The following is a 23,436-nucleotide window of genomic DNA, read 5'->3' on the forward strand; positions in this document are numbered from 1 at the left end:
TGAAACAACAGACTGCGTTCAAGGATGATATAGACTACGGCAACCACGATGCCGGCGAGCAATAAAACTGTCAGCCAATGGTCGGTCAGCCAGGATATCCACATCGGCATAGGAATCATCTCCTTGGTTGGACATTAGTGTGCGGATTATTATAGATTGGGCAAGGAGCGACGCAACTATTCCTCCGCAGCGTATATTTTATTGGTGAACCCTCGTCATTGGGGCAGAATAACGGTATTGACACCGTGCTTAGAAGGATGATAATATGAACCCAATACAATTCATAGTAATCGGGTAGGAATTATAGATAATAAGTATCGAACCGCAGGAGGACTAATCGTTATGGAGAAACAATTATTGCTTCGTCATGAAGAGCTCGAGCTGACCGCGACGCTTCATTATCCGAGCGATCACCAGAAGGACAATGCCAAAAAGCAGGCTATTATTATATGCCACGGCTTTATCGGAAGCCGCGTTGGAGTTGACCGGTTATTCGTGAAGACGGCAAGGGCGCTTGCGGCGCAAGGCTCTTACGTGATCCGGTTTGATTACGGCGGCTGCGGCGAGAGCAACGGGGATTATGGGGCCCTCGGCTTTGAAAGCATGATTGATCAGACCCGTACGGTTATCGATTATATTGCAGGCATGGATTGCGTGGATCCAAGACGAATCGTTCTGCTTGGACACAGCCTTGGCGGTGCGGTGGCGCTTATGACGGCGGTAAGGGACAAGCGAGTGAAGCGTCTGGTGATGTGGTCCCCCGTAGCCTATCCGTTTAATGACATTGTGCGGATCGTCGGGCGCGCAGGTTATGACGAAGCGGTGCAAAAGGGAAGTACGGACTACGCCGGCTTTACGCTTCAGCCGGTATTCTTCGAATCGCTGCTTCAGCATCAGCCGTTCCAGGCTGCGACGCGCTTTGGCGGAGAAGTGCTGCTTGTTCACGGCACAAGCGACGATCTGATTCCGGTCGATTACAGCTTCCTGTACCAGAAGGTATTCTGGACGCGCAGCGACGGGCTATGCGACAAGGAGATAATTTTCCAGGCCAATCATACTTACTCCAGCCGCCATCACCAGGAGGAAGCGATTCGCGTCACCTCCGATTGGCTGGAAGGGCTGGATAAGAAGCAGCAGGAATGGCATAACTGGAGTATTTAGGAAGACATGTCCCGCTTTTTATGTTTAAATGGTAGTAATCGTTTTTCGAACGCTATCATTTTCTACTAAAAGGCGGGGAGCTAATGGGCAGTCGTTTTCGCATGGCATGGTTGATCAGCTTGGCTATTCTTATTGTTCTCGTATCCGCTTGCAGCAGCGGCTCAGGCAAGAATACGGAAGGAGCAACACCTTCTCCAGCGGGATCCGAAGAGCCGGAGGCTACGCCATCGGCCGAGCCAACGCCGGATCTGGCCTTCACGGCTCCTCTCACGGGGCTGAAGCGCGAGACGGAAGCAATAGCGCGGCCCGTTGCGGTTATGGTTAACAACTTGAAACCGGCGCGTCCGCAATCCGGGCTGACCAATGCCGATGTGGTATGGGAAGTGCTCGCGGAGGGCGGCATAACGCGGCTGGTGGCGATCTTCCAAAGCACGGACAAGGGAACCGATGCGGTCGGACCGATCCGCAGCATTCGTCCGTATCTGATCGATATCGGGGAAAGCTACGGCGCTATTCTGGCTCATTCTGGGGCCAGCAATGACGCTTATGATATTTTGCAGCACCAGGACAAGCCTTATCTCGACGAAATCTCGAACGCGGGCCCGTACTTCTGGCGGAGCAAGGACCGCAAGGCGCCCCATAATCTGTACTCCGAGCTGGATAAGCTTCGGGCAGGTGCAGAGAAGAAGGGATACCGCAGCGATGTAACGGTTCCGTCCTATACCTTTGCGGAAGAAGGAGCAACCGCTGCGGGTGCGGCAGCGTCCTCGATTCAGATCAAGTTTCTGCTCAAGGACTATAAGGTCTCCTATGAGTACGATGCGGCAAGCGGGTTATATAAACGACTCGTCAATGATGAGCCGCATACCGATCTGAATAACGGCGAACAGCTGACTGCTGCCAACGTAGTTGTGCTTGGTGCCAATCACAAGACGCTGGACGATGTCGGGCGGCTGTCGGTTGATCTGCATGCGAGCGGCTCGGCGTTATTGTTCCAGAAGGGAAAGGCCGTCGAATGCGAATGGGTTCGCGCAAGCGACAATATGGTCAGGCTGATGAAGGATGGAGCCGAGCTTCCTTTTGTACCGGGGAAAACGTTCTTCCAAGTCGTGCCGAATGCGCCAACTTTCGCCGAGCATGTGATTTATGGGTAAAAAAAAGACAAGTCGGACACACTCTAACTAGGTGTAGAGGGTGCCCGCAAAAAGAGATAAAGCGGTGCGTTCCTTCGCGGAACGCATCTTTTTATATTTTTTTTGCAAAAACGAAAACTTTTCATAAATCCTTTACATTCCCTTAACAAATATAAAGTAAACTGTGTTAAGATATTGTGGGCTCATTTCGAAAATGATGCCTAACCATCCAGTCGGGTAAAGGGGATTACGATGTTTAAGAAAAAGGATATTTTCTTTAAGACGTTTGAGGAAATGGCGGATACGCTGGTTGACGCAATCGAATATTTCGCAAACGGTGTTTCAGACCTGTCGGATGTCGCCCAGTTCGCCAAAATCATGAAAGAGCATGAGAGCAGAGGCGACCAGTACGTTCATACCATTCTGAAAGAACTGAACAAAACGTTCATTACCCCCATTGAGCGGGAAGATATAATGGCTTTAACAAGTTCGCTCGACGATGTGCTTGACGGCATCGAAGCTTGCGCATCGCGCTTTGAAATGTACAATATCCAGGAAAAAGACGAGTACATAACGCTGTTTGGCGATATCCTGCTTCGTTCCGCGAACCAAATCAAGAAAGCGATCTATCTCCTTACCGATAAAAAACTGCTGGCGATCCGCGAGCCTAATATTGCGCTCAACGAGCTGGAGAACCAGGCGGATGATCTGCTGCGCGTTTGTATCAAGAGCCTGTTCACGAATGTGACTGATCCGATTGAACTGATGAAGCGGAAAGAAATTTACGAAATGTTGGAGCAAACGACCGACTACTGCGAAGACGTAGCGAACACGCTGGAATCGATCATTATGCGCAACAGCTAAGCTTACACGGAGAGTAGGAGTCAATTCAAATGGATTCAATCACATTATGGATGGTTGTCATACTTGCGCTCGGTTTCGACTTTATTAACGGTTTCCACGATACGGCAAACGCGATCGCTACGACGGTATCGACCCGTGCCCTTAAACCAAGGGTTGCCATTATTATGGCGGCCTGCATGAACTTCATCGGCGCGATCACGTTTACGGGCGTTGCGAAAAAGATCGGCAGCGGGGTTGCCAATCCTGCGGATCTGTCCAATGGGGTAGAGATCGTTATTGCGGCCCTTATCTCGGCGATTGCCTGGAACCTGCTTACCTGGTGGTTCGGCATTCCATCGTCTTCCTCGCATGCTTTGATCGGCTCGCTTGCCGGCGCGGTAGCATCGGGAGCGGGCTTTGACGCCATTAACGCGCATGGTTTTGTCGATATCGTTAAGGCGCTTATTTTCTCGCCGTTGATTGCTTTTTCGGCCGGTTTCATTATCATGTGGATCTTGAAGCTAATCTTTGCGAGGACAAGCCCGCATCAAGTGAACAAGGGCTTCCGGTTCGGGCAGATTCTGACTGCGGCATTCCAGTCGTTCTCCCACGGTACAAATGACGCCCAGAAAGCGATGGGTATCATTACGTTTGCGCTCGTAGCGGGCGGTATCCAGGATCACTTCGAGGTTCCGCTGTGGGTGAAGATGTCCGCCGCGCTTGCAATGGCTCTTGGTACATCCATTGGCGGATGGAAGATCATTAAGACGATGGGTACGAAGATCTTCAAGATCGAGCCGATCAACGGCTTTGCCGCAGACGTTGGCTCGGCGGGCGTTATCTTGTCGGCAACGATGCTCGAGCTGCCTGTCAGCACAACGCATGTTATCACCTCCTCGATTCTCGGCGTAGGCTCCGCCAAACGCTTCTCCAGCGTACGCTGGTCGCTTGCCGGGAAGATCGTTATCGCATGGTTTATTACAATTCCGATCACGGCGCTTTTTGCAGCAGGCGTGTATTGGGTCATTGATACGGTGTTTATGTAAGAAGACAGCAAAAAGTGCCGGGAATGGTTCCCGGCACTTTTTTGTATTTTGTTCCCAAAACTCACTGCAGCTGCCATAGAGCAGGTACGTTGGAAGGCTCCCATCCGGTGAGGGAGGTATGAGCCTGGAGGCATTTATAAGCAGCTCCGTTATACGTAACGAGGGTTCCTACGGCATAAGCCGTATTTGGCGCCCAGGCAGGCGCGCCCGTCGAAGCTGCCGTTGTGCCGCTGACCGTGCTTGCGGACGATTGGTTACCGGCCGCATCGATCGCATAAACGGAGAAGCTGTAGGCAGTGCTTGCCGCAAGGCCGGTAACGGTATAGGATGTCGCGGTGCCGGAGGCCGTTGTGACTAGCGTGGAGCCGTTATAGATTTTGTAGCCGGTAACTCCTACGTTATCGGTAGACGGGCTCCACATCAGCATCATGCTGGAGGAGGTTGGAGTACCCATGATATGAAGTCCTCCCGGTGCGGTAGGTGCCGATGTATCAACGGACGGAGGTGCCGCTGTCGTAATGTTCAGGCTGTTGCTGGCAGCGGATTCGTTGCCGGCGGCATCAACCGCCTTAACGGTAAACGTGTAGGCCGTGCTTGCCGTGAGGCCGGTAACGGTATAGCTGGTGCCCGAGGCTGTTCCGGCCAGCGTAGCGCCTCTATAAATCTTGTAGCCGGTTACGCCAACGTTATCGGTCGAAGCGTTCCAGGACAAGGAAACGCTGGTTGCCGCCGTAGCGGTTGCCGCAAGAGAAGCAGGGGCCGAAGGAGCCGTTGTGTCGACGGGATTCGAACCGGTAAAGTTAACGTCGATGACGTTATAGAAAGCATTGGCCGTATCGGCAACCTCCCACACCGCAAGGATGACATGATAGCCGCTTCGCTCGGGAACGTTGCAGGTATTCGAGTAGGAGAATGGCGGCTGGGCCCCGTTATAAGCAACGGAGCAGAACGGTGTCAGATCGAATGAGTCGCGGGTAAGAGGGGCATTGGGATTCCAGGTTGGCTTGGTCATGTAATATTTCCAGCTAGCCGTGGAATGGTTGGCAGTCAGCTTCCAGGTGAAGGTATTCGTGCCGGAAGAGATATTCACTTTGGTCCAGCGGGTTGCGGATTGCTCATCGAGCTTGGGAAAAGCACCGTTTGCGCTTGCGATTTTGCCGTCGGCAGGTCCTGCTGCCGGGAAGCCTTTAGGAGCTTCCAGGCTTTGCGGCTCGTATACGATTGCTCCGCAATCGGTGTTGGCTCCGCTTTTGCACAGCGCTGCCCGGCTGGCCGGTCCTTCCACGTAACCATGCGAGTACGCTTTTGCCGTCGTGAACAGCATGGAGACGGCGGCAAGCACGAGGAGAGCGCAAATCGTCATGATCTTGAATGGAGTTGGCCGCGACAGTCGTAATAAAGTCATTATTCATACCTCCTAATAATTTGTTTATATAAACTCGGGGGAGCTTATATCGGGCAAACAAGGGTCAGGTACGATGGCTGCAGCGATTGGGTCGGATAAGTTGTATTAAAAGTTATAAGGTTATAATGATTGTAGTTGAAGCTGAGAAATTCCTCATGAGTCTTTTGGGGTAAAATTCCAAAATTATGAAATTTATATTCAAAATGTAGCTCTGTCCGCGCATAATCGGGCAATAAATTTGACAGGCAATGTCAGAAGCGGCTTTTTCGACATTGCGGCTAGTTCCAAGGTCACGGAGGAGCATGGGCCGTCTCTGGCATAAACCGACAAAAGGGCAAACAAAAAACCACCCCGTCTGCAGCTTGAAGCTGCAATCGGGGTGGTTGATCAGGCGTTGCCGGTTAACGCTGCCGCTTCCGCTTGCGGCGTCTGCCGGCGGAGTTAGTGGGTTTCTTGCGCCGTTTGCGTTTCTTCGGCACATACTCGATACTATCGTCCACCGCGTCGCTGCCGGAGTCCTTTTTGAAGGAGCCCAGAATAACCTTGACGAGAGGAGCCATTTGCGACACACTGGATACGACCTTTTGAACCTTGCCAACGGTGGTCAGAATGCCATCCAAGCCGCCAATCCGGTCGACAAAGCCTTTAATCTCGGTCAAGCTCGGCATGCTGAAGCCGCCGGCTTTGGCCGGTGCCGTCGTCTCCACCAATTCTGCCGCCGTAGTCGGCACGACGACAGGCAGGTTATCCTCGTGTTGTATGATAGTCTCTTCCGTCGAAAAGACAGGAGGCGCAGGTGGAATCGGAGCACCATCCGTACTGAAGCCAAGTGGATTCTGGAAGCTGTTTAATCCCTGACTGGTCTGGTTACGGACATAGCCGCGCCGGTGATGGCCGCTGTGCGGCGAGTGCGGCGGATACTGGTGAGGGTTCGAATGCCCGCCCCCGCCAGGGTAGTTCCGGTAATTCACGCGGATCACAACCTTTTTTCAAAGTTTATGGAACAATGGCTTCCCTACTCCGTCCGCTTCCGCATGGGGGATTAGCCTGCGCACAGGTCCGGTCCCGTATGCCGTATAGGGAAGTATTCTTGGTATTAGTCTATGGCATAGGCAAACATGACGATTGGACGAATGCCCTTTTTTTATATAAATAATACGGATATTTACCTACGGGACGCTCTTCCGTCCTGTAAAGCGTGAATACGGTAATGCTTGAAAAAACCCCCTAAAAAAGCTACAATGTGAGCATTAGACATTAATGACAATGCCTGAAATGCGCGTGTAATCACGCCCCTGAGGAGTGGATGATAATGCAGCTTAAGAAGCTCAACGATAAAGCAATTGATCAATTATTCGAAGCGATTCTTACCCTTAAATCCGTTGAGGAATGTTATATCTTTTTTGACGACCTGTGCACGGTCAATGAAATTCAGTCGTTGTCGCAGCGTCTTGAGGTCGCTCGCATGCTGGGCAAGGGCAGCACGTACAACCAAATCGAGGCGGAGACAGGCGCAAGCACGGCAACGATTTCCCGGGTTAAGCGCTGTTTGAATTATGGCAACGATGGGTATAAAATGACTTTAGAGCGTTTAGGCAGATAGTGCCATGAAGCCGGGCATTCTCGTGATCAGTCATGGTTCGAGGGAAGCAGAATGGGTTCGGCTGGTTGACGAGGCGGTCGCCGCCGCGGCAGCCTCTCCGCACGTGCAAGGCGTGCCGGTCTATTCTTCTTTTCTCGAAATTGTTGAAGGCCGTTTAATTCAGGATGGCATAGATGCGTTAGAAGAGCAGGGAGTGACGGACTTATTCGTGCTTCCTTTGTTTCTTTCGTCCGGCAGCACGCATGTCGATGAGATCGGGCAGGCATTTGGCCTGCCGCCGGTGGCCGAGCTTGAAGGCGATCTTGGCACCTTCCGGGTTAACGCCAAGGTTCACTACGGCATGCCGATCGACGACGATCCCGACATCGCGGAGCTGCTGCTGTCGAACATTAAGCCGCTCTCTGTCCACCCTGAAGTTGAGACGGTTATGCTCGTTGCGCATGGAAGCCGGGAGAAGGTTTTTCATGAACGCTGGCAGCACGGTCTGAACCTGCTCGCGGAACGGCTGCGGAAGCTGGGCGGCTTCGCCCGCTCTAGGACGGCGATGCTGCTGCCCGATCAGGCGGCGGATCATTTGAGAGCTTTGCAGGAAGAGAGACCAAATGAAGCGGTAATCGTCGTTCCTTTATTTTTGAGCAAGGGTTATTTTACGAATACGGTCATTCCATCGCGGTTGAAAGGTCTGGATTACCGGTACAACGGGCAGGCTATGCTGCCCCATCCGGCTATTGAGCGGTGGCTGGAGCGGCGTATGACGGCTTGGCTTCAGGAGAGGTAAGTGACCGTTTTTTGAAAGAAATGGTGGGTTAATCGATGAAGCGTGCAAGATTGATTTACAACCCGACATCGGGAAGGGAAGAGATGAAGCGTCGTCTCCCGGATATTCTGCAGAAGCTGGATCAGGCGGGTATCGAGACCAGCTGCCACGCGACGATTGGAGCGGGAGATGCAACGCTTGCCGCAGCGGATGCGGCGCAGCGGGATTACGATCTGATTATCGCGGCAGGCGGCGACGGCACCATCTATGAGGTTATTAACGGGATGGCGAATAAGCCGAACCGGCCTCCTCTTGGCATTTTACCGCTGGGGACGACGAATGATTTTGCCCGCGCGATGGGTATCCCGAAGCATTGGGAATACGCGTGCGATCTGATTATCCAGAATTACACGCGGCCGATTGACGTCGGTCAAGCCAATGAGCGTTATTTCATTAATATTGCGGGAGGCGGCTCGCTGACCGAGCTGACCTATGATGTGCCGATTAAGCTGAAGACGATGATCGGGCAGCTGGCGTATTATTTGAAGGGCTTAGAGAAGATGACCCGCTTAAGCCCAACGGAGCTTATTATTGAAGCGGAAGGGGTAGGCAAGTTCCATGAGGAATTTATGCTCTTCCTGATCTGCAACAGCAATTCGGTTGGCGGATTCGAGAAGCTGGCGCCGGAAGCAAAGCCCGATGACGGGCTGTTCGACGTCGTGCTGCTCCGAAGATGCAACCTGGCCGAATTTATCCGGATCGCTACGCTGGCGCTCCGGGGCGAGCATCTGAACGATTCGCATGTGATTCATTTCCGTACGAATAAGATGAAGGTCACTTCGCCAAGTTACGTGCAGATTAACCTGGATGGCGAATACGGCGGTACGCTGCCGTTTACGTTCTCGGTACTGCCGTCGCATCTGCAGATTTTTGCCGATGAGCTTGGCGAAGCCTCTTATCGCCATCGTTAATGGCACTTGGAATAAACCTCCGGCAGTGAGCGTTACGCTTGCGCCGGAGGTTTATTTCTTTATGCAGATGCATTACACTATAGGGATAATAGCATGAGGAAGCGGAGAGCAATGATGAATAGAAATCATACGCGTAATGCGGGTTCAAATAGAAAAAGCCATACGGCAGGCGGCCGGAAGAACGGGGGAGCGGGAGGATCTTCTTCGCAGGCTGCCGTGGACGCACCGGTGCAAAAAAATGAAGAGGTTGTTGTCGACATCATCGGTCTGACCCATGACGGGGAAGGGGTTGGCCGGGCGGATGGCTATACCTTGTTTATTCAGGGGGCATTGCCGGGCGAGCGCGTACGGGCGAAAGTAATGAAGGTGAAGAAAGCATACGGCTACGCGCGTCTTCAAGAGCTGCTGGAATCAAGCGCCGACCGCGTTGTACCGGTCTGCGGCATTTACGATAAATGCGGCGGCTGCCAGCTGCAGCATATGGACTATGCCGCGCAGCTCAGCTGGAAGCGGCAGCATGTCGTGGATGCGCTGGAGCGGATCGGGAAGCTGCGGATTGCGGGCGAAGGAGAAGCGGCGTCCGGGATTATCGTTCATCCGACGGTAGGCATGAACGATCCGTGGCGATACCGCAATAAGGCGCAGGTGCCGGTTGGGGCATCCGCAGGCGATGGCGAGCTGGTTGCAGGCTTTTACGCCAAGGGCAGCCATCGCATTATCGATACGGACGAATGCCACATTCAGCATGACCGCAACGATGAGGTGGTCCGCGTCGTGAAGGCGATCGGCCGCGAGCTTGGGGTTACGGCCTATAACGAAGAAACCGGACAAGGGCTGCTCCGCCACGTGATGACGCGGACAGGCTTTGTGAGCGGCGAGATTATGGTTGTGCTCGTGACGAACGGGCGCAAGCTTCCGCAAGCCGAGCTGTGGGTTGAACGGATCCGCGCGGCACTGCCGGAGGTAAAAAGCATCGTGCAGAACGTAAACACGCGCGATACGAACGTCATATTTGGCGATGAGACGAAGGTGCTCTGGGGCAGCGAGGTTATCTATGACGAGCTTGACGGTATCCGGTTTGCGATCTCGGCCCGTTCGTTCTATCAGGTGAACCCGTCGCAGACGGTGGAGCTCTACCGGACAGCGGTCGACTATGCGCAGCTGACAGGCAAGGAGTCCGTGATCGACGCTTATTGCGGCATCGGGACGATCTCTCTATTCCTCGCACGGAAGGCTGGCCGCGTCTACGGCGTAGAGATTGTGCCGGAGGCCATCGAGGATGCGAAGCGTAACGCGGAGCTGAACGGCATCGGCAACGCCTCGTTTGAGGCAGGCCCGGCGGAAGTTGTCATCCCGCGCTGGCGCGAAGAGGGAATCATCCCCGACGTCATCGTCGTTGACCCACCGCGCAAGGGCTGCGACCCGGAGTTGCTGGACACGATTCTGAAGATGCAGCCGGAGCGGGTCGTGTACGTCAGCTGCAACCCTTCCACGCTCGCGCGCGACCTGCGCACGCTGGAAGACGGCGGTTACAAGACCGTGGAAGTTACGCCGGTTGATATGTTCCCGTGGACGAGCCATGTGGAGTGCGTTGTGTGGATGGTAAGAGATTGAGAAATACGGTGAAACCCTTTATTTTATTGCATTGTGAGCTTGCCTAGGATATTAGTACTGGAAAGCTCTTGATGTAAATTTGATGTAAAAATTAATCATACAAATGCCTATATAAACGGAAGACGCCAGGAAAAACCTGTGCGTCTTCTTTATTTTATTGTGCAGTACCGGATGCGATTCTATTTCTTCGTTCGGTAGACACGCTCCGGCCGGCCGACGACCCCGTAGGAAAGATCGGCATAGACGCTGCCTAGTCCGACAAGGTGCTCCAAATACCGTCTGCTCGTCGAGCGACTCGTGCCGATCAGATTCGCAACCTGCTCAGCCGACAGGCCCTTGCTCTCGGAGGCGAGCGCTTGCACGACCTTCTCCAACGTGAGCCTATCGATTCCCTTAGGCAGCAGCGTGGATTCGGCCGCAACTTCGGACTTGCTTGAACCGGCAAGCACGCGGTCGATATCGTTCTGGTTCACGGTTTGCGAATGCGCTAAACGGTGCAGCTCTGCCTGAAAGGCAACATAGCGAAGGAGCGTTTCCCGAAGTCGGTTAAAGACGAGCGGTTTCATAATATAATCGAATGCGCCGCCACGGATCGCTTCACGCACCGCTTCGCTTTCTCTTGCGGCGGTAATCATAATGACGTCCGTATCCCGATAATGCTGACGGATGTAGTGCAGCATGCTTAATCCGTTCGTATCGGGAAAGTAGATGTCGAGCAGCACGAGATGGGGATTTAACACTTCCAGTTGTGTCCGGGCTTGTGTTTCGTCAGTAGCAATGCCGACGACATGAAAACCTTCGATTTGTTCCACAAAGCGTCTGTTAATTTCAGCGATTTTGACATCGTCCTCCACAATCAGCACTTCTATAGTTGGCGTCTCCGTCATCATTTCGATTGCTCCTTCTGGCTTAAATCAGCATGCTTTGGTATAGCTACCGTAAAAATCGTACCTCCCTGCGGGCTACGACTGAAGGTCAAGTAGCCGTTCAGTTTATGAATGGCATGCTCTACTAGCGATAGCCCAATGCCGCGATGTTCGCCTTGCTTGGTAGAGAAGCCCTGCTTGAATATGGCCTTGCTGAATTCCTCAGGTATGCCAACTCCGTTATCCTCGCATTCGATAATTAAATCATCGCCTAGATCGGTCAGAAACAAGGAGGTAAGCTTGTTGTCCTCGTCCAGCTCACTGCGGGCAAGCACCGCTTCCATCGCATTATCTACCAGATTGCCGATAATGGTGACGAGCAGACTTCGGTCTATATGAGGCGGTATGTCGCGAAAGGAGCTTTCCTCGTCAAGACGGAAGGTGATCTTCAGCTCCTTCGCGTGATTGTATTTGCCAATGAGCAGCCCGGCGATTACCGGGTCGGGAACTTCGCGCATGATGAATTGGACGAGATTTTGATGAACGCTCGCTTCTCTTGAAATAAGGTCGATCGCTTCCTGATAAGACTCAAGCTGGATAAGTCCCGAGATAACATACAGCTTGTTGGAAAACTCATGGGTCTGGGCGCGAAGCGATTCGGCGAACCGCTTGACCTGCGACAGCTCCTCGGCAAGCCGGTACAGCTCGGATTTGCTGCGGAAGCTGGATACGGCGCCGCTTACCCGATTCTGAAAATCTTTGATCGGCACGCGATTCACAACGACCTCTTCCTCGCCGATCAGCATCTCCCGATCCGATTGGGCAAGTCCGGAGCGAACAACATCCATCAGACCCGTATTCGGGATAATCTCCTCCACCTGCTTGCCGATAATGCTCTCATGCTCGGGTATGGCGAGAAGCTGGTGCGCATAGCGGTTGGCCAGTGTTATGCGTCCGGACCGGTTAATCGCGATGAGGCCTTCGCGGATCGATTCCAGAATAGCCTGTTTCTCCATATAAAGCTCGCCTATCTCCTTCGGCTCTAGGCCGTGGATGGACCGCCTTACGCTGCGGGCAATGAGGATGGAGCCAATCGTGCCTACCACAAGGACAACGAAGGAAACGAGCATCACTTCAATTTGATATGCATTAGTGATGGAATTGACATCGACGGTCAAAAATCCGACGGAAACGATGCCGATTACGCGGCCGCTTTTGTCAAAGATCGGAGCTTTGCCGCGCAGGGAAGGACCCATTGAGCCGGTAGCCTTAGAAATAATGGGTTTTCCTTCAAGCACGGGACCATTGTCGCCGCCGACCATTTGCCCGCCAATTCGTTCCGGAAGCGGATGGGAGTACCGTACGCCTTCCCGATTCCCGACTACGATGTATTGGGCGCCGGTTTCGAGCCGAACCGATTCGGCCAGAGGCTGGATGACGAGCGCAGGGTTCTGGTCGTCGAAGGCGCCCCGGATTTCGGGCATGACGGCAAGGGTCTCCGCAACCTTGAGAGCCTGCTCTCCGATTTGCTTCTCCAGCAGGGTAGTGATAACAACGTAGAAAATACCGCCCAAGCTAATAATGACGAAAGCGAGCAGGGAACAAATGATAAGGATAAGCTTTGTTTGCAGCCGCATGCAGGTCGCCTCCGATTTTTCCTCCTATTGTAGCATAACTTGTAACCGCTATCTTAAATAACGGGCCGTGAACAAAATGAACAAAATGACCACAATCGCTTTATTATCGTTTATGTCCTTAACATTTTCATTTGATAAGTCGGATGTTATTCTGAAAGCGCTTCAAAGAAAGCGCATACAAAAACAAATTCATGCGGGAGGTCTTCATACATGAAAAAATGGCTTATAAAATCCTGGAAAGCCGCTCCAATCGCCGTACTCGCCATCAGCCTTGCTGCATGCGGCAGCGCAGCGAACAAATCGGGTTCCGGCTCTTCGGATTATCCGAGCAAATCGCTCACGATCGTAGCGCCATCGGGCGCAGGCGGCGGCTGGGACATGACAGCGCGCACCATTACGAAGGTGCTGACGGAAACGAAAGCGACCGACAAAGCCATCACCGTCGAGAACAAGCCGGGCGGAGGCGGCGCTGTATTTATGGCCGAGTATGCTACGAAAGACGTCAAGGACAACCATAAGCTGTTCGTCAGCTCTCCTCCGATTCTGATCAACCATTTGAAGAAGGAAGGAAACTCGCCTTACGGCTACAACGATACGACGCCGCTGGCGCAATTGACGAAGGATTACGGCGCTATCGCCGTTGCTGCGGATTCGAAATACAACGATCTGAAATCGCTCTTGGACGACATGAAGGCAGAACCGTCGAAGTTTACGGTAGCCGGCGGGTCCGCGCCAGGCTCGATGGATCATCTGGTCTCGATCCTGCCTGCATTCAAATACGGGATTGATCCAAAGAGCGTCAAGTATGTCTCCTACGACGGCGGCGGCGAAGCGATTACCGCCCTGCTTGGCGGCAACGCCGATGTGCTGGGCACGGATGCGTCCTCGCTCGACCAGTACGTAAAGGCCGGCAAGATTAAGGTTCTCGCGGTTGAGTCTCCGGAGCGCTTGACCGGCGGCAGTCTGGCGGATGTGCCAACGCTGAAGGAGCAGGGTATTGACGCAGAGTTTCTCATCTGGCGCGGTATTTTCGGTCCGAAGGAGATGAGTGCGGATGCGAAGTCCTTCTGGGATGCAAAGCTGAAGGCGATGGTTGAGTCCGAGCAATGGAAATCCGAAATGACGGCCAACAACTGGCAGAGCGATTACAAAAACGCGGACGATTTCAAAGCATTCCTGGGACAGCAGGAAGCGCAGCTTAACGAAATGCTGACGGCGCTTGGCATGCAAAAATAGAGAAACCATGCAGCATTAGGGGAGAAGAATCTTCTCCCCTAATGCTCTCAGAGGAGAGTGACCGAGGTGAACCTTTCTTTCGACCGCTATGCTGGCATCGTTTTCTGTGCGATCGGAATCGCCTTTATGATCGGCAGCAAATCGATTACGGCAAGCTCCTACGGCAGCAATGTTGGGGCGAACATTTTCCCTATGTTTCTGGGCGGCTTTCTGTCCTTGATGAGCGCAAGGCTGATCTACGAGACATTCCGCAAACAGCAGCAGCAAAAACGCAAATCCAACCTTGACTACAAACGGTTCGGCATTATTTTCACCGCAGCCGTCTTATATGCCTTCTTCCTGGAGGACATTGGCTTTGTTATCTCGACGTTTCTGTTCCTCATGATCGGCTTTCAGACGATGGAAAGAGGAAAAGTATGGCGATCGGTTATCATTGCCGCTTGCTTCTCGTATGGCGTTTATTTTCTTTTTGTCAACGTGCTGGACGGCTCTTTGCCTGGTTTCCCAGCTTGGCTTGGCATCTCCTAGGGGGTTTACTCGATGAGCACAATTGATTATTTGGCGCATGGGCTGGCTACGGCCATGCAGTGGCATAACGTTGTATTCGTCTTCCTGGGCGTGTTGATCGGCACGGTCGTCGGCGTGCTGCCGGGTATCGGCCCGATGAGCGGTGTTGCGCTCCTTATTCCCATTACAGCAACCTTGACCGGAGGACTCGGACCCGAGGAGGCAGCCACAAGTTCGATCATTTTGCTTGCGGGGGTTTATTACGGGGCAATGTACGGCGGCTCTACCACCTCAATTCTGCTAAATACGCCAGGCGAGTCCTCATCGGTCGTCACTACGCTCGACGGTTATCAAATGGCGAAGCAAGGCAGGGCGGGCGCGGCACTGGCGATTTCGGCGATCGGCTCGTTCGCTGCAGGCATTATTTCGCTCATCGGCTTAATTTTTCTTGCGCAGCCGCTGTCGGCTGTCGCAATCAAATTCGGCCCTGCCGAATATTTCTCCCTGATGGTGCTCGGCTTGTTGGCCATCAGCGGCCTGGCGGGCAAATCGATGGTGAAGGCGCTGATGATGACGGCGTTTGGCCTGCTGCTGGCGACGATAGGCATCGATAGCGTATCGGGTGTCGAGCGTTTTACTTTCGGCATGCCGGAGCTTTATCAAGGTCTTGAGTTTTTGACCATCGCAGTTGGCATGTTCGCGGTCGGCGAAGTGTTCAAAACGATTCTGGAGCGTGAGAGTAGCGATGCCGAGATTGCCAAGATCAATCGTATCCTCCCGACCAAGCAGGATATGAAAGAAAGCGCAGGGCCAATCGCCCGCGGCTCCGTGCTTGGCTTCTTCATCGGCCTGCTTCCCGGCGCCGGCGCGATTCTAGCCTCCTTCTTCTCCTATGTGATGGAGAAGAAGCTAAGCAAAAATCCGGAGAAGTTCGGCAAGGGCGCTATCGCAGGCGTAGCCGCACCGGAATCGGCGAACAACGCGGCTTCCGGCGGCGCAATGATTCCGCTGCTTACAATGGGTATTCCTTCGTCGGGTACGACGGCCATTCTTATGGGCGCGTTTATTATGTACAACGTTCAGCCGGGTCCATTGCTATTCCAGGATCACCCGCAGCTCGCGTGGGGCGTTATCGCCAGCATGTTCGTCGGCAACCTGATGCTCCTTATTCTCAATATGCCGCTTGTCAAGCTGTTCGCCAAGGTCATTGAGACGCCGGCTAAATATTTAATTCCGCTAATTATAGTTTTTTCTGTATTCGGGGTATACGCGGTGCAGTATTCAACCTTCGATTTGCTGCTCATTATGGCATGCGGGGTCATCGGCTATGTATTGTCCAAGAATGATTTTCCGCTCGCTCCGCTTGTCCTTGGCCTTATTCTAGGTCCGATGATGGAGAACAATATGCGGCGGGCCTTGACCATTTCGAACGGCGATTTCATGATCTTCCTGCAAAAGCCGGTATCTCTCGCATTCCTCATTATCGGCGTGTTGTGGATTAGTATTCCGCTTCTACTGAAGCTGCGCGGCAAGAAGGTGATTATTAACGAAGAAGGCTAAACGGATTGGAGGTTTTTTAGGTGGATCTGCAGTGGCTTGTGCTTGGCCTGCTCAAAATTATACTGATCAATATCGTGCTCAGCGGCGATAATGCGGTCGTTATTGCCCTGGCCTGCCGCAATTTACCCGAGGAGCAGCAGAAGAAAGCGATCTTCTTCGGAAGCTTTGGCGCTATTGTTCTGCGAATCGTGCTAACGTTTGCCGCTGTGTGGCTGCTGCATATCCCTTTCGTCCAGCTAGCCGGAGGGTTGCTGCTCGTATGGATTGCTTTGAAGCTGATGAAGGGAGAGGACGAAGAGGGGGAGCTCGCATCCAGCAGCGAACTTGGCGCTGCTATTAAAACGATTCTAATTGCCGACCTGGTTATGAGTCTGGATAATGTGCTAGCCGTTGCCGGCGCGGCGGATGGCAACTACGCGCTTATCGGACTGGCCCTCGCGATAAGCATTCCGTTGATTATTTGGGGAAGTACATTATTAATGCGATTAATGCACAAATTTCCGATCATTGTCTTGCTGGGCGTCGCCTTGCTTGGATACACGGCTGGTGAAATGATCATCGGTGACGAGAGGGTCGCGCATGTCATGGATACCATGCCTCCTTTCGTTCACAGCTTGCTCCCCGTGCTGCTTGCCGTTGCCGTCGTGACAGCCGGCAAGCTGCTGCGGCGCAAACAGCACGCGGTGGTAAGGCAGGATGTGCAATCCTAGAAAAGAAATGGAGGGGCTCTTATGGATGGCTTAGGGACTAGAACGATTGTCGAAATCAATCAAACGGCTAACACGTTTCAATCGAGCGTTGTGATGAAGGTAGACAACCGGGTGATCGATGTGAAGAGCATTCTCGGACTCAGTCTCTCCCTGCTGCACGATTCGCAATATGAGCTGGAAATTCACGGTCCTGACGAGGCGGAGGCGAAGGCGGTCATGGTCGAGTTATTTGAAAAGCACGGCCTCCAGGTTAAGCTGACCCGTTAATGGATACCAAAGTTGAACTGGAAGGGAAGCTGAGAAGAATGACTATGCCGAAAACAGGGAGCAGTAACATCGTCATCCGGCTGGAGATGGACAAGGAGGCGGCAACCTTTGGCTTGATTGCTACGGCAATAGGCAAAGCGGGCGGCGATGTTGTCGCCATCGACGTAAGCGGCAACGGCCGAACGACGACCGTTCGGGATTTGACGATTAATATCGTGGATGCGGCAAGCAAGGATGTCATCGTCCGTATGCTGAACCATCTGCCAGGCGTTACGGTGCTGCAAGTGTCCGATCAGACCTTCCTGATGCATCTGGGCGGTAAGATCGAGGTGACGCCCAAAATGACCATCAAAACAAGGGATGATCTTTCCCGTGTCTATACCCCCGGCGTCGCGAACATCTGCATGGCCATTCACGACAATCCGAACAGTGCCCACAAGCTGACCATTAAACGCAATACGGTTGCGGTCGTTTCGGACGGAAGTGCCGTTCTAGGCCTTGGCAACATCGGCCCGCTCGCTGCCATGCCGGTCATGGAAGGAAAGGCGATGCTGTTCAAGCAGCTGGCTGGCGTTGATGCTTTCCCGATCTGTTTGGATACGCAGGATACGGAAGAAATCATTGCTACGATCAAACGGATCGCCCCGGCATTTGGAGGCATCAATCTCGAGGATATCTCGTCCCCGCGCTGCTTCGAGATCGAACAACGACTCATTGAGGAGCTGGATATTCCGGTATTTCATGACGATCAGCACGGAACGGCCGTTGTGCTTCTGGCTGGTCTGTATAATGCCGTGAAGCTGGTCGGTAAGCAACTCGCGGATTGCAAGATCGTTCTGTGCGGTATCGGCGCGGCAGGTATTGCATGCACGAAAATATTGCAGGCAGCGGGAGTGACGCGGATTGTAGGCGTTGACCGGGAAGGCGCGCTCGTTCGCGGTAACAGCTACCCGCACGAAGCATGGCGCTGGTATGCGGAGCACACGAATCCGGAGATGGAGAGCGGGGCGTTGTCCGATGTTATCGAAGGCGCGGATATTTTTATCGGTGTTTCGGGCCCGGGCGCACTGAAGCGCGCGGATATTGAGCGGATGGCTGCCGATCCAATCGTGTTCGCGATGGCCAATCCGACTCCGGAGATTTTGCCGGAAGAAGCCGAGGGTCTTGTCCGCGTTATGGCAACCGGGCGTTCGGATTATCCGAACCAGATTAACAACGTGCTGTGCTTCCCGGGTTTATTCCGGGGCGTGCTGGATTGCCGGGCTTCCCACGTTACGGAAGCGATGAAGCTGGCTGCGGCCCAGGCAATCGCAGACGTCGTGAGCGAAGAGGAATTAAGCGAGCATTACATCATTCCGGGCGTTTTCAATCCGCATGTTGCAGAACGGGTGAAAGAGGCAGTCATTCAAGCCGCTTATACCTCCGGCGTAGCGCGCAGGAGAGTGCGAAGCACAATGAGCTAACTTGCAGACGCCAGATATAAACAGCAAGTATGCCCAAATGTTAATACAATTTTAGTTTCCGGATATGATGAATGGTTCTTGAGAATGCTGCTGTTCATGAAACTCGTATTCGAATACTGGAGACTTTGCGTTTGGATAGTGAAACAACTCTACCCGAGAGAGTGCATTGCTGAATGAAGTCATTTATAGCAAATAACATTTTCGAAAAGTCCGTCAAATCAAGGCTACTGCGTATACTAACAGATTAAATCTATCGTAAATATGTTTCCATGGACGAGCCACGTGGAATCGGTTGTTTGGATGAAACGAAGCATGTAACAGAAGCTTCCTTCCGAAATGCGGAAGGAAGCTTTTTTAATAGAGAGGATGATTGGCGGACAGAAAATTCCTTCACGCTTAAGAAGCCGGCACATATACTGGCGTAGGCGAATGACTCTCTGAAAGGAGGCTGCGGCATGTACATCTTTCCATTCGAACGTCAGGACGATCACCCCGTGTTGACCAGTGCCAGGCAGACGGCCGCAAACCAAATTCTGTTAACGTATGACCGGCGGGCAGACCTCAACTCGGCTGTTCGTTTATCCAATTATTGGATTCGCAGCAATGCCGGCACAAATAGTGCGGCAAGCGTAAACATGGGGAATGCCCTTTCGGCTTCTAACGCCCTCCAGCCGGATATGGCGATGATTACGCCGGCCGATAATTCAGGCATGCATTTTCTCATCACGTTTAGAAGCAACATTCCTCCCCGCACGCTGTATATTGTTCTTCCTTGCTTCGTAAATACGGAGGGGGCAGCCGGATTCAACGGCGAGAATTGGGGACCTTACAGCATGAACATGTTCATCGGCATGTAAGTGACGAACAATTGAAGCGGGCTTCTTATCTGGAATCGGGTTCCAGATAAGAAGCCCGCTTTTCCTTTTTCGGAGAAAATAAAGCACCGGCAGAAGAGCCCTTGAAGAAGGCGTTGAACTGCGGATGCTTCTTTACATGCCTTGAACTTTTTTGGAAAGAATAAAATAACGATTCCTAATTCGTGGCAAACAAGGAGGCTTTCGTCATGCCCGATATTCTTGCTACCGTATACGGTTTGAACGAGCAGCCTTGTTCGGAGCCTTTGCTCGAGCTGCTAGAAAAGGCGTTTGCGGATTCCATGGATTTCCGAGTGGTGTTAATTGGCTCCTTGGATAAAGACGAAATGATTTTATGTTACCTCCAATCGTTATGCTCTTCGCAAAAGCTGGATTTTCTGCTAGGAGAGGACAATGGGCATTTAACCGCGCGTCTAGCCCGTTATAGCGGTACCGGAATGACCGAAGGGGAATTCGAGCGCTGTGAAGCGGCGATCTGCAACGGATATGCCATTCTATGCAAGCGGAAATCTTCGAAGGGCCTGATTCTGCAATTATCAGAGAATCAACAAAGGGGCATCGGGTCTCCAATAACCGAGAATGTTCTTCAAGGTCCAATGAATGCTTTTATCGAAAGTCTCGACGTGAATACGGCTTTGATTCGGCAACAAATTCATTCTTCCAAGCTGAAAATGTGGGAGACTGTGGTCGGAACCGAGAGCTATACCCGTGTCGGGCTGTTTTATTATGCGGATGCCATTGACGTTGATCTGTTATCGCAGCTTAAAGAGAGGATTTCCAGCATTAAGACGGATGCTATTCATGACTGCGTTCAATTTCTGCGTCTGCTTATGTCCCGCAAGCGAATGCATTTATTTCCTTTGGCAGTTTCCACCGAAAGACCCGATCGAGTCTCGATGGACCTGCTACAAGGCAAGGCTGTTATTATGGTTGACGGATCCCCGTTCGCGTTAAGCGTGCCTTCCGTTTATACCGACTTTTGGCACTCGCCTGAAGATAAATATGTAAATCCATTTGTAACCCAATTTCTGCTTATCCTGCGTTTTCTGGCGATGTTCATCAATTTGTTTCTCCCGGCTTTGTATGTGGCGTTGACCTCGATAAACGTGGACGTCAACCGTCTAGAGATTAGTCTGGCAGCTGCTGCAAGCCGGGAAGGCGTACCCTATCCCGTATTTGTAGAAACGCTTCTTATGCTGGTCATGATTGATTTTATTGCCGAAGCCGGCTTGCGGCTGCCCAAGACGATAAGCTCGACCGTTACGATGGTAGGGGGCGTCGTGCTTGGACAAGCGATTATCCAGGCGAATATCGTCAGCAACCTGCTCATTATCGTTGTGGCGGCTACGGCTATTACGAATTTTATTGTTATAGATTACCAAATGGGATTGGTTCAGCGGATTTTGAAGTATTTCATTGTAGTGGGGGCATCGATCGCCGGAATTCTGGGTATCGTCTTCTGCTTTGCTTGTCTTGTATTTTATCTCAGCTGCCTGGAAACATTTGGATCCCCTTATCTTACTTCCTTATGGTCTAAAAGGAAAAAGACAACCTAGCCCAATCCATCGTCCAATTGCATCAAAGGAGTGTTCTATGAAGCGTCTATCGAGTATTGGCGGGTATGAACTGTTTGCTATTCAAATGTTATACTCCGGTGCCGCGGCTGGATTTATTTATCCGAGCTTTATCATCCGCAGCACAGACGGAGCCTATTGGGTCCCCATAACGATCTGGGCAGCGGGTGCCATCGTCAGCTCATGGATTTACAGCCGGCTGCTCACTCAATTAAACGGAGAAAAGCTGTTGCGCCGCATTCGCGGTTCCATAGGCGTAGTCTGGACATGCATCATTTGCCTGCCCATTCTTCTGTTCTTTTTTACTGCGATTGTTATTATGCTGAGGGCTTATTCAGAGATCGTTACGATGACCATGCTTCCCACCACTCCAATATCGTTTTTGAACGGTATGCTTCTTGCCCCTGCCGCACTTGCGCTGGCGGGGATGATGCCGATTTTACGGACAGCCAGAGTGTTTTTTCTGCTGACTTTGCTGTTTACTTTAATATTGATAATTATTGGTCTAAGCGATGTGCATTGGACGCTTGGCGCCCCGTGGATCCGAACAAACGGCGATTTCTTCATGGATAAACGCTTCTATGCCGGATCGTTTATGTGGATGGGGTTTGTCATCACATCGTTTATTGGGCCCTATACGAGGCAGTCGGCAAGAAAGGCGTGGAGCAGTTATTTCGTTGCAATTTTGTGTACTCTTCCTTTGATCTCCAGCTATATTTATTTGCCGGTACTAACATTCGGAAGAGAATTAAGTGAACGTCTGACAATGCCCTTCATCTCCAAGATGGATTCCGTATCGCATTATTGGATTGTGTTCGAAAATTTAACCGCTTTTTATGTCTCCATCACGATGCTCTACATCTTGGTTATCATGGCCCTAAAGATGCATGCCATTGGAGAAATGTTTAGCACGCTATGGCCCCGGGCAAATAGACCTGTCATATACGCAGTGGCGTTATTGGCCGTTTATGCGACTGCAACGCTTGTAACCTCTTGGAGGGAGATCGAGAGCATTACCGTACTGACAATCGGAATCAGACTCTACGTTATGTTTGTTTTTCCTTTGCTTGGGATGCTGGCCGTAGCCTACGGCCGGAGAGTTGGAAAGGAAGAAGGAGTATGAGAAGAAGGCATCGATGGCCGCTTGTTATTACGCTCTGTCTGCTTATGCTCGTAACTTGCGGGTGCTGGGACTCCAAAGACGTGGATAACCGGCTAATGGTCGGCGTAATAGGTCTGCAGAAATCTACGGATGCCTCCTTAAAGGTATGGTTTCGTTTTCCGCTGCCCAAAGGAATGCAGGAAACGAACAAAAAGGATTTTTTTACGCTAAGCCAGCACGGGGAGACCGTATCGGATGCGATGAACAGAGTTAAATACAAGCTGCCCAAGGCGCTTGATCCTTCCTCAACACGCGCGATTTTGGTGCACGAATCGTTAGCCCAAACGGGACTTGTGCCTTACTTGGAGTTTGCGATAAGAGAGCGGTCCGTTCCCCTGGATGCCGTAGTCGCTATTATAAGAGGCGATATGGAGCGTATCTTTACGAACACCAATCCGACGGGAGAGCTCTCAGGCATCTACACCAAGCTGTTTTTCGAGACTTACGCGGGAGGCATTCCGAGAAAAAACAAAGTGATGCTGTGGGATGTTTACTCTAAATTATACAATCCCTTTCATGCTAATCTGATCCCTTTATTAACCGAAGGGAAGCAGAATTCGTTCGTCCTTGCAGGCAATGCGATTTTTGTCAAAGACAAGATCGTTGGGGAATTAAACAAGGATGAATCGCTTTTGTATGAAATTTTCACACATCGGTTTCACGATTCCGAGGTTGAACTGATGAGCAAATCGGATGTCCGAATTGTACATAACCATACCCGCGTAAGGACAGACCTGAAGGATGGGAAGCCGATTATTCGAATTGACTGCTCGCTTGTCACAACGCTCATCGACAGCTCCCGTTCCCGGAAGCAGAATTCAACCGAAGTTGTTGCCGAGCTGGAAACGGATCTGAACACTCTTGCCAAATCGATGTTTGAAAAAACGCAGCGGTTAGGAGCCGATATTTTTGGCTTTGGCAATCGTTTCCGCAGCCGCCTTCAGCCGTCGGAGTACGAGAAATGGCCGGAAATGTTCAAGCATGCGGAGATCAGCTATACGTTCCGCATCGATTTGAGAAATACGGGATTGGAGTTTCTCGACTAA

At 52.0% G+C, this 23,436-nt stretch carries 22 protein-coding genes; 18 read left to right on the forward strand and 4 right to left on the reverse strand.

Annotated elements, in window-relative coordinates; all coding sequences use genetic code 11:
• Positions 1–342 precede the first annotated feature (342 nt).
• The 4 genes from EV294_RS20575 to EV294_RS20590 all read left to right on the forward strand — a co-directional run bounded on the left by EV294_RS20575 (position 343) and on the right by EV294_RS20590 (position 4,183).
• Entirely contained in the window at positions 343–1,161 is an 819-nt protein-coding gene (locus tag EV294_RS20575) for an alpha/beta hydrolase (protein ID WP_132310176.1), read from the forward strand.
• 83 nt (positions 1,162–1,244) lie between these two features.
• On the forward strand, positions 1,245–2,315 hold the full coding sequence (locus tag EV294_RS20580; protein ID WP_132310178.1) for a DUF3048 domain-containing protein: 1,071 nt from the start codon (positions 1,245–1,247) through the stop codon (positions 2,313–2,315).
• A gap of 231 nt (positions 2,316–2,546) precedes the next feature.
• A complete protein-coding gene (locus EV294_RS20585; RefSeq protein WP_132310180.1) occupies positions 2,547–3,158 on the forward strand; it encodes a DUF47 domain-containing protein in 612 nt (203 codons plus the stop codon).
• A 29-nt stretch (positions 3,159–3,187) separates the two neighbouring features.
• Entirely contained in the window at positions 3,188–4,183 is a 996-nt protein-coding gene (locus EV294_RS20590) for an inorganic phosphate transporter (RefSeq protein ID WP_132310182.1), read from the forward strand.
• 61 nt (positions 4,184–4,244) lie between these two features.
• Here EV294_RS20590 and EV294_RS20595 read toward each other — a convergent pair whose 3' ends face one another.
• A complete protein-coding gene (locus EV294_RS20595; protein ID WP_132310184.1) occupies positions 4,245–5,588 on the reverse strand; it encodes a lytic polysaccharide monooxygenase in 1,344 nt (447 codons plus the stop codon).
• Positions 5,589–5,989: 401 nt separating this feature from the next.
• Positions 5,990–6,559: a hypothetical protein gene (locus EV294_RS20600; RefSeq protein WP_132310186.1), complete on the reverse strand. Its 570-nt coding sequence runs from the start codon at positions 6,557–6,559 to the stop codon at positions 5,990–5,992.
• Positions 6,560–6,900: 341 nt separating this feature from the next.
• Between EV294_RS20600 and EV294_RS20605 the strand changes: the two genes are divergently transcribed.
• The 4 genes from EV294_RS20605 (at position 6,901) to rlmD (ending at position 10,533) form a co-directional block, all read left to right on the forward strand.
• The gene (locus EV294_RS20605) at positions 6,901–7,191 is read left to right on the forward strand and encodes a YerC/YecD family TrpR-related protein (protein ID WP_015842506.1); all 291 of its coding nucleotides are present in this window, start codon (positions 6,901–6,903) and stop codon (positions 7,189–7,191) included.
• A 4-nt stretch (positions 7,192–7,195) separates the two neighbouring features.
• Positions 7,196–7,969 (forward strand): sirohydrochlorin chelatase, encoded by a 774-nt coding sequence (locus EV294_RS20610; RefSeq protein WP_132310188.1) that lies wholly within the window; start codon positions 7,196–7,198, stop codon positions 7,967–7,969.
• Between the two features lie 35 nt (positions 7,970–8,004).
• A complete protein-coding gene (locus EV294_RS20615) occupies positions 8,005–8,919 on the forward strand; it encodes a diacylglycerol kinase (RefSeq protein WP_132310190.1) in 915 nt (304 codons plus the stop codon).
• A gap of 111 nt (positions 8,920–9,030) precedes the next feature.
• The gene (gene rlmD / locus EV294_RS20620; RefSeq protein WP_243711731.1) at positions 9,031–10,533 is read left to right on the forward strand and encodes a 23S rRNA (uracil(1939)-C(5))-methyltransferase RlmD; all 1,503 of its coding nucleotides are present in this window, start codon (positions 9,031–9,033) and stop codon (positions 10,531–10,533) included.
• Between the two features lie 179 nt (positions 10,534–10,712).
• Here the strand turns inward: rlmD and EV294_RS20625 are convergent, their stop codons facing one another.
• Both EV294_RS20625 and EV294_RS20630 read right to left on the reverse strand, forming a co-directional pair.
• Positions 10,713–11,420: a response regulator gene (locus tag EV294_RS20625; RefSeq protein WP_132310373.1), complete on the reverse strand. Its 708-nt coding sequence runs from the start codon at positions 11,418–11,420 to the stop codon at positions 10,713–10,715.
• Positions 11,420–13,036: an ATP-binding protein gene (locus EV294_RS20630; protein WP_132310192.1), complete on the reverse strand. Its 1,617-nt coding sequence runs from the start codon at positions 13,034–13,036 to the stop codon at positions 11,420–11,422. Before EV294_RS20630 ends, EV294_RS20625 begins: the two co-directional genes overlap by 1 nt.
• A gap of 210 nt (positions 13,037–13,246) precedes the next feature.
• On the opposite strand from EV294_RS20630, the gene EV294_RS20635 reads away from it, so the two are divergent.
• From EV294_RS20635 to EV294_RS20680, 10 genes are all read left to right on the forward strand, one after another.
• Positions 13,247–14,272, forward strand: coding sequence for a Bug family tripartite tricarboxylate transporter substrate binding protein (locus EV294_RS20635; protein WP_132310194.1), 1,026 nt, complete (start codon positions 13,247–13,249; stop codon positions 14,270–14,272).
• Positions 14,273–14,338: 66 nt separating this feature from the next.
• Positions 14,339–14,800, forward strand: a complete 462-nt coding sequence (locus tag EV294_RS20640) for a tripartite tricarboxylate transporter TctB family protein (protein ID WP_132310196.1) — start codon at positions 14,339–14,341, stop codon at positions 14,798–14,800.
• 12 nt (positions 14,801–14,812) lie between these two features.
• On the forward strand, positions 14,813–16,339 hold the full coding sequence (locus tag EV294_RS20645) for a tripartite tricarboxylate transporter permease (protein WP_132310198.1): 1,527 nt from the start codon (positions 14,813–14,815) through the stop codon (positions 16,337–16,339).
• A gap of 26 nt (positions 16,340–16,365) precedes the next feature.
• Positions 16,366–17,049, forward strand: coding sequence for a TerC family protein (locus tag EV294_RS20650; protein WP_132310375.1), 684 nt, complete (start codon positions 16,366–16,368; stop codon positions 17,047–17,049).
• Between the two features lie 21 nt (positions 17,050–17,070).
• Entirely contained in the window at positions 17,071–17,316 is a 246-nt protein-coding gene (locus EV294_RS20655; RefSeq protein ID WP_132310200.1) for an HPr family phosphocarrier protein, read from the forward strand.
• 38 nt (positions 17,317–17,354) lie between these two features.
• Positions 17,355–18,779: an NAD-dependent malic enzyme gene (locus tag EV294_RS20660; RefSeq protein ID WP_132310202.1), complete on the forward strand. Its 1,425-nt coding sequence runs from the start codon at positions 17,355–17,357 to the stop codon at positions 18,777–18,779.
• A gap of 455 nt (positions 18,780–19,234) precedes the next feature.
• Positions 19,235–19,636: a hypothetical protein gene (locus tag EV294_RS20665; protein ID WP_132310204.1), complete on the forward strand. Its 402-nt coding sequence runs from the start codon at positions 19,235–19,237 to the stop codon at positions 19,634–19,636.
• A gap of 206 nt (positions 19,637–19,842) precedes the next feature.
• Complete coding sequence (locus EV294_RS20670; protein WP_132310206.1) at positions 19,843–21,210, forward strand: spore germination protein; 1,368 nt, start codon at positions 19,843–19,845, stop codon at positions 21,208–21,210.
• A 37-nt stretch (positions 21,211–21,247) separates the two neighbouring features.
• Positions 21,248–22,351, forward strand: coding sequence for a GerAB/ArcD/ProY family transporter (locus tag EV294_RS20675; RefSeq protein WP_132310208.1), 1,104 nt, complete (start codon positions 21,248–21,250; stop codon positions 22,349–22,351).
• Positions 22,348–23,436: a Ger(x)C family spore germination protein gene (locus EV294_RS20680; protein WP_132310210.1), complete on the forward strand. Its 1,089-nt coding sequence runs from the start codon at positions 22,348–22,350 to the stop codon at positions 23,434–23,436. Before EV294_RS20675 ends, EV294_RS20680 begins: the two co-directional genes overlap by 4 nt.

Origin of the sequence: Paenibacillus sp. BK033 (assembly GCF_004345425.1) — a bacterium.
Lineage (GTDB): Bacteria > Bacillota > Bacilli > Paenibacillales > Paenibacillaceae > Pristimantibacillus.

Coding starts and splice junctions, on each gene's coding strand:
- EV294_RS20575 (WP_132310176.1), top strand. CDS start 343: ATGGAGAAACAATTATTGCTTCGTCATGAAGAGCTCGAGCTGACCGCG.
- EV294_RS20580 (WP_132310178.1), top strand. CDS start 1,245: ATGGGCAGTCGTTTTCGCATGGCATGGTTGATCAGCTTGGCTATTCTT.
- EV294_RS20585 (WP_132310180.1), top strand. CDS start 2,547: ATGTTTAAGAAAAAGGATATTTTCTTTAAGACGTTTGAGGAAATGGCG.
- EV294_RS20590 (WP_132310182.1), top strand. CDS start 3,188: ATGGATTCAATCACATTATGGATGGTTGTCATACTTGCGCTCGGTTTC.
- EV294_RS20595 (WP_132310184.1), bottom strand. CDS start 5,588: ATGACTTTATTACGACTGTCGCGGCCAACTCCATTCAAGATCATGACG.
- EV294_RS20605 (WP_015842506.1), top strand. CDS start 6,901: ATGCAGCTTAAGAAGCTCAACGATAAAGCAATTGATCAATTATTCGAA.
- EV294_RS20610 (WP_132310188.1), top strand. CDS start 7,196: ATGAAGCCGGGCATTCTCGTGATCAGTCATGGTTCGAGGGAAGCAGAA.
- EV294_RS20615 (WP_132310190.1), top strand. CDS start 8,005: ATGAAGCGTGCAAGATTGATTTACAACCCGACATCGGGAAGGGAAGAG.
- rlmD (WP_243711731.1), top strand. CDS start 9,031: ATGATGAATAGAAATCATACGCGTAATGCGGGTTCAAATAGAAAAAGC.
- EV294_RS20625 (WP_132310373.1), bottom strand. CDS start 11,420: ATGACGGAGACGCCAACTATAGAAGTGCTGATTGTGGAGGACGATGTC.
- EV294_RS20630 (WP_132310192.1), bottom strand. CDS start 13,036: ATGCGGCTGCAAACAAAGCTTATCCTTATCATTTGTTCCCTGCTCGCT.
- EV294_RS20635 (WP_132310194.1), top strand. CDS start 13,247: ATGAAAAAATGGCTTATAAAATCCTGGAAAGCCGCTCCAATCGCCGTA.
- EV294_RS20645 (WP_132310198.1), top strand. CDS start 14,813: ATGAGCACAATTGATTATTTGGCGCATGGGCTGGCTACGGCCATGCAG.
- EV294_RS20655 (WP_132310200.1), top strand. CDS start 17,071: ATGGATGGCTTAGGGACTAGAACGATTGTCGAAATCAATCAAACGGCT.
- EV294_RS20660 (WP_132310202.1), top strand. CDS start 17,355: ATGACTATGCCGAAAACAGGGAGCAGTAACATCGTCATCCGGCTGGAG.
- EV294_RS20665 (WP_132310204.1), top strand. CDS start 19,235: ATGTACATCTTTCCATTCGAACGTCAGGACGATCACCCCGTGTTGACC.
- EV294_RS20670 (WP_132310206.1), top strand. CDS start 19,843: ATGCCCGATATTCTTGCTACCGTATACGGTTTGAACGAGCAGCCTTGT.
- EV294_RS20675 (WP_132310208.1), top strand. CDS start 21,248: ATGAAGCGTCTATCGAGTATTGGCGGGTATGAACTGTTTGCTATTCAA.
- EV294_RS20680 (WP_132310210.1), top strand. CDS start 22,348: ATGAGAAGAAGGCATCGATGGCCGCTTGTTATTACGCTCTGTCTGCTT.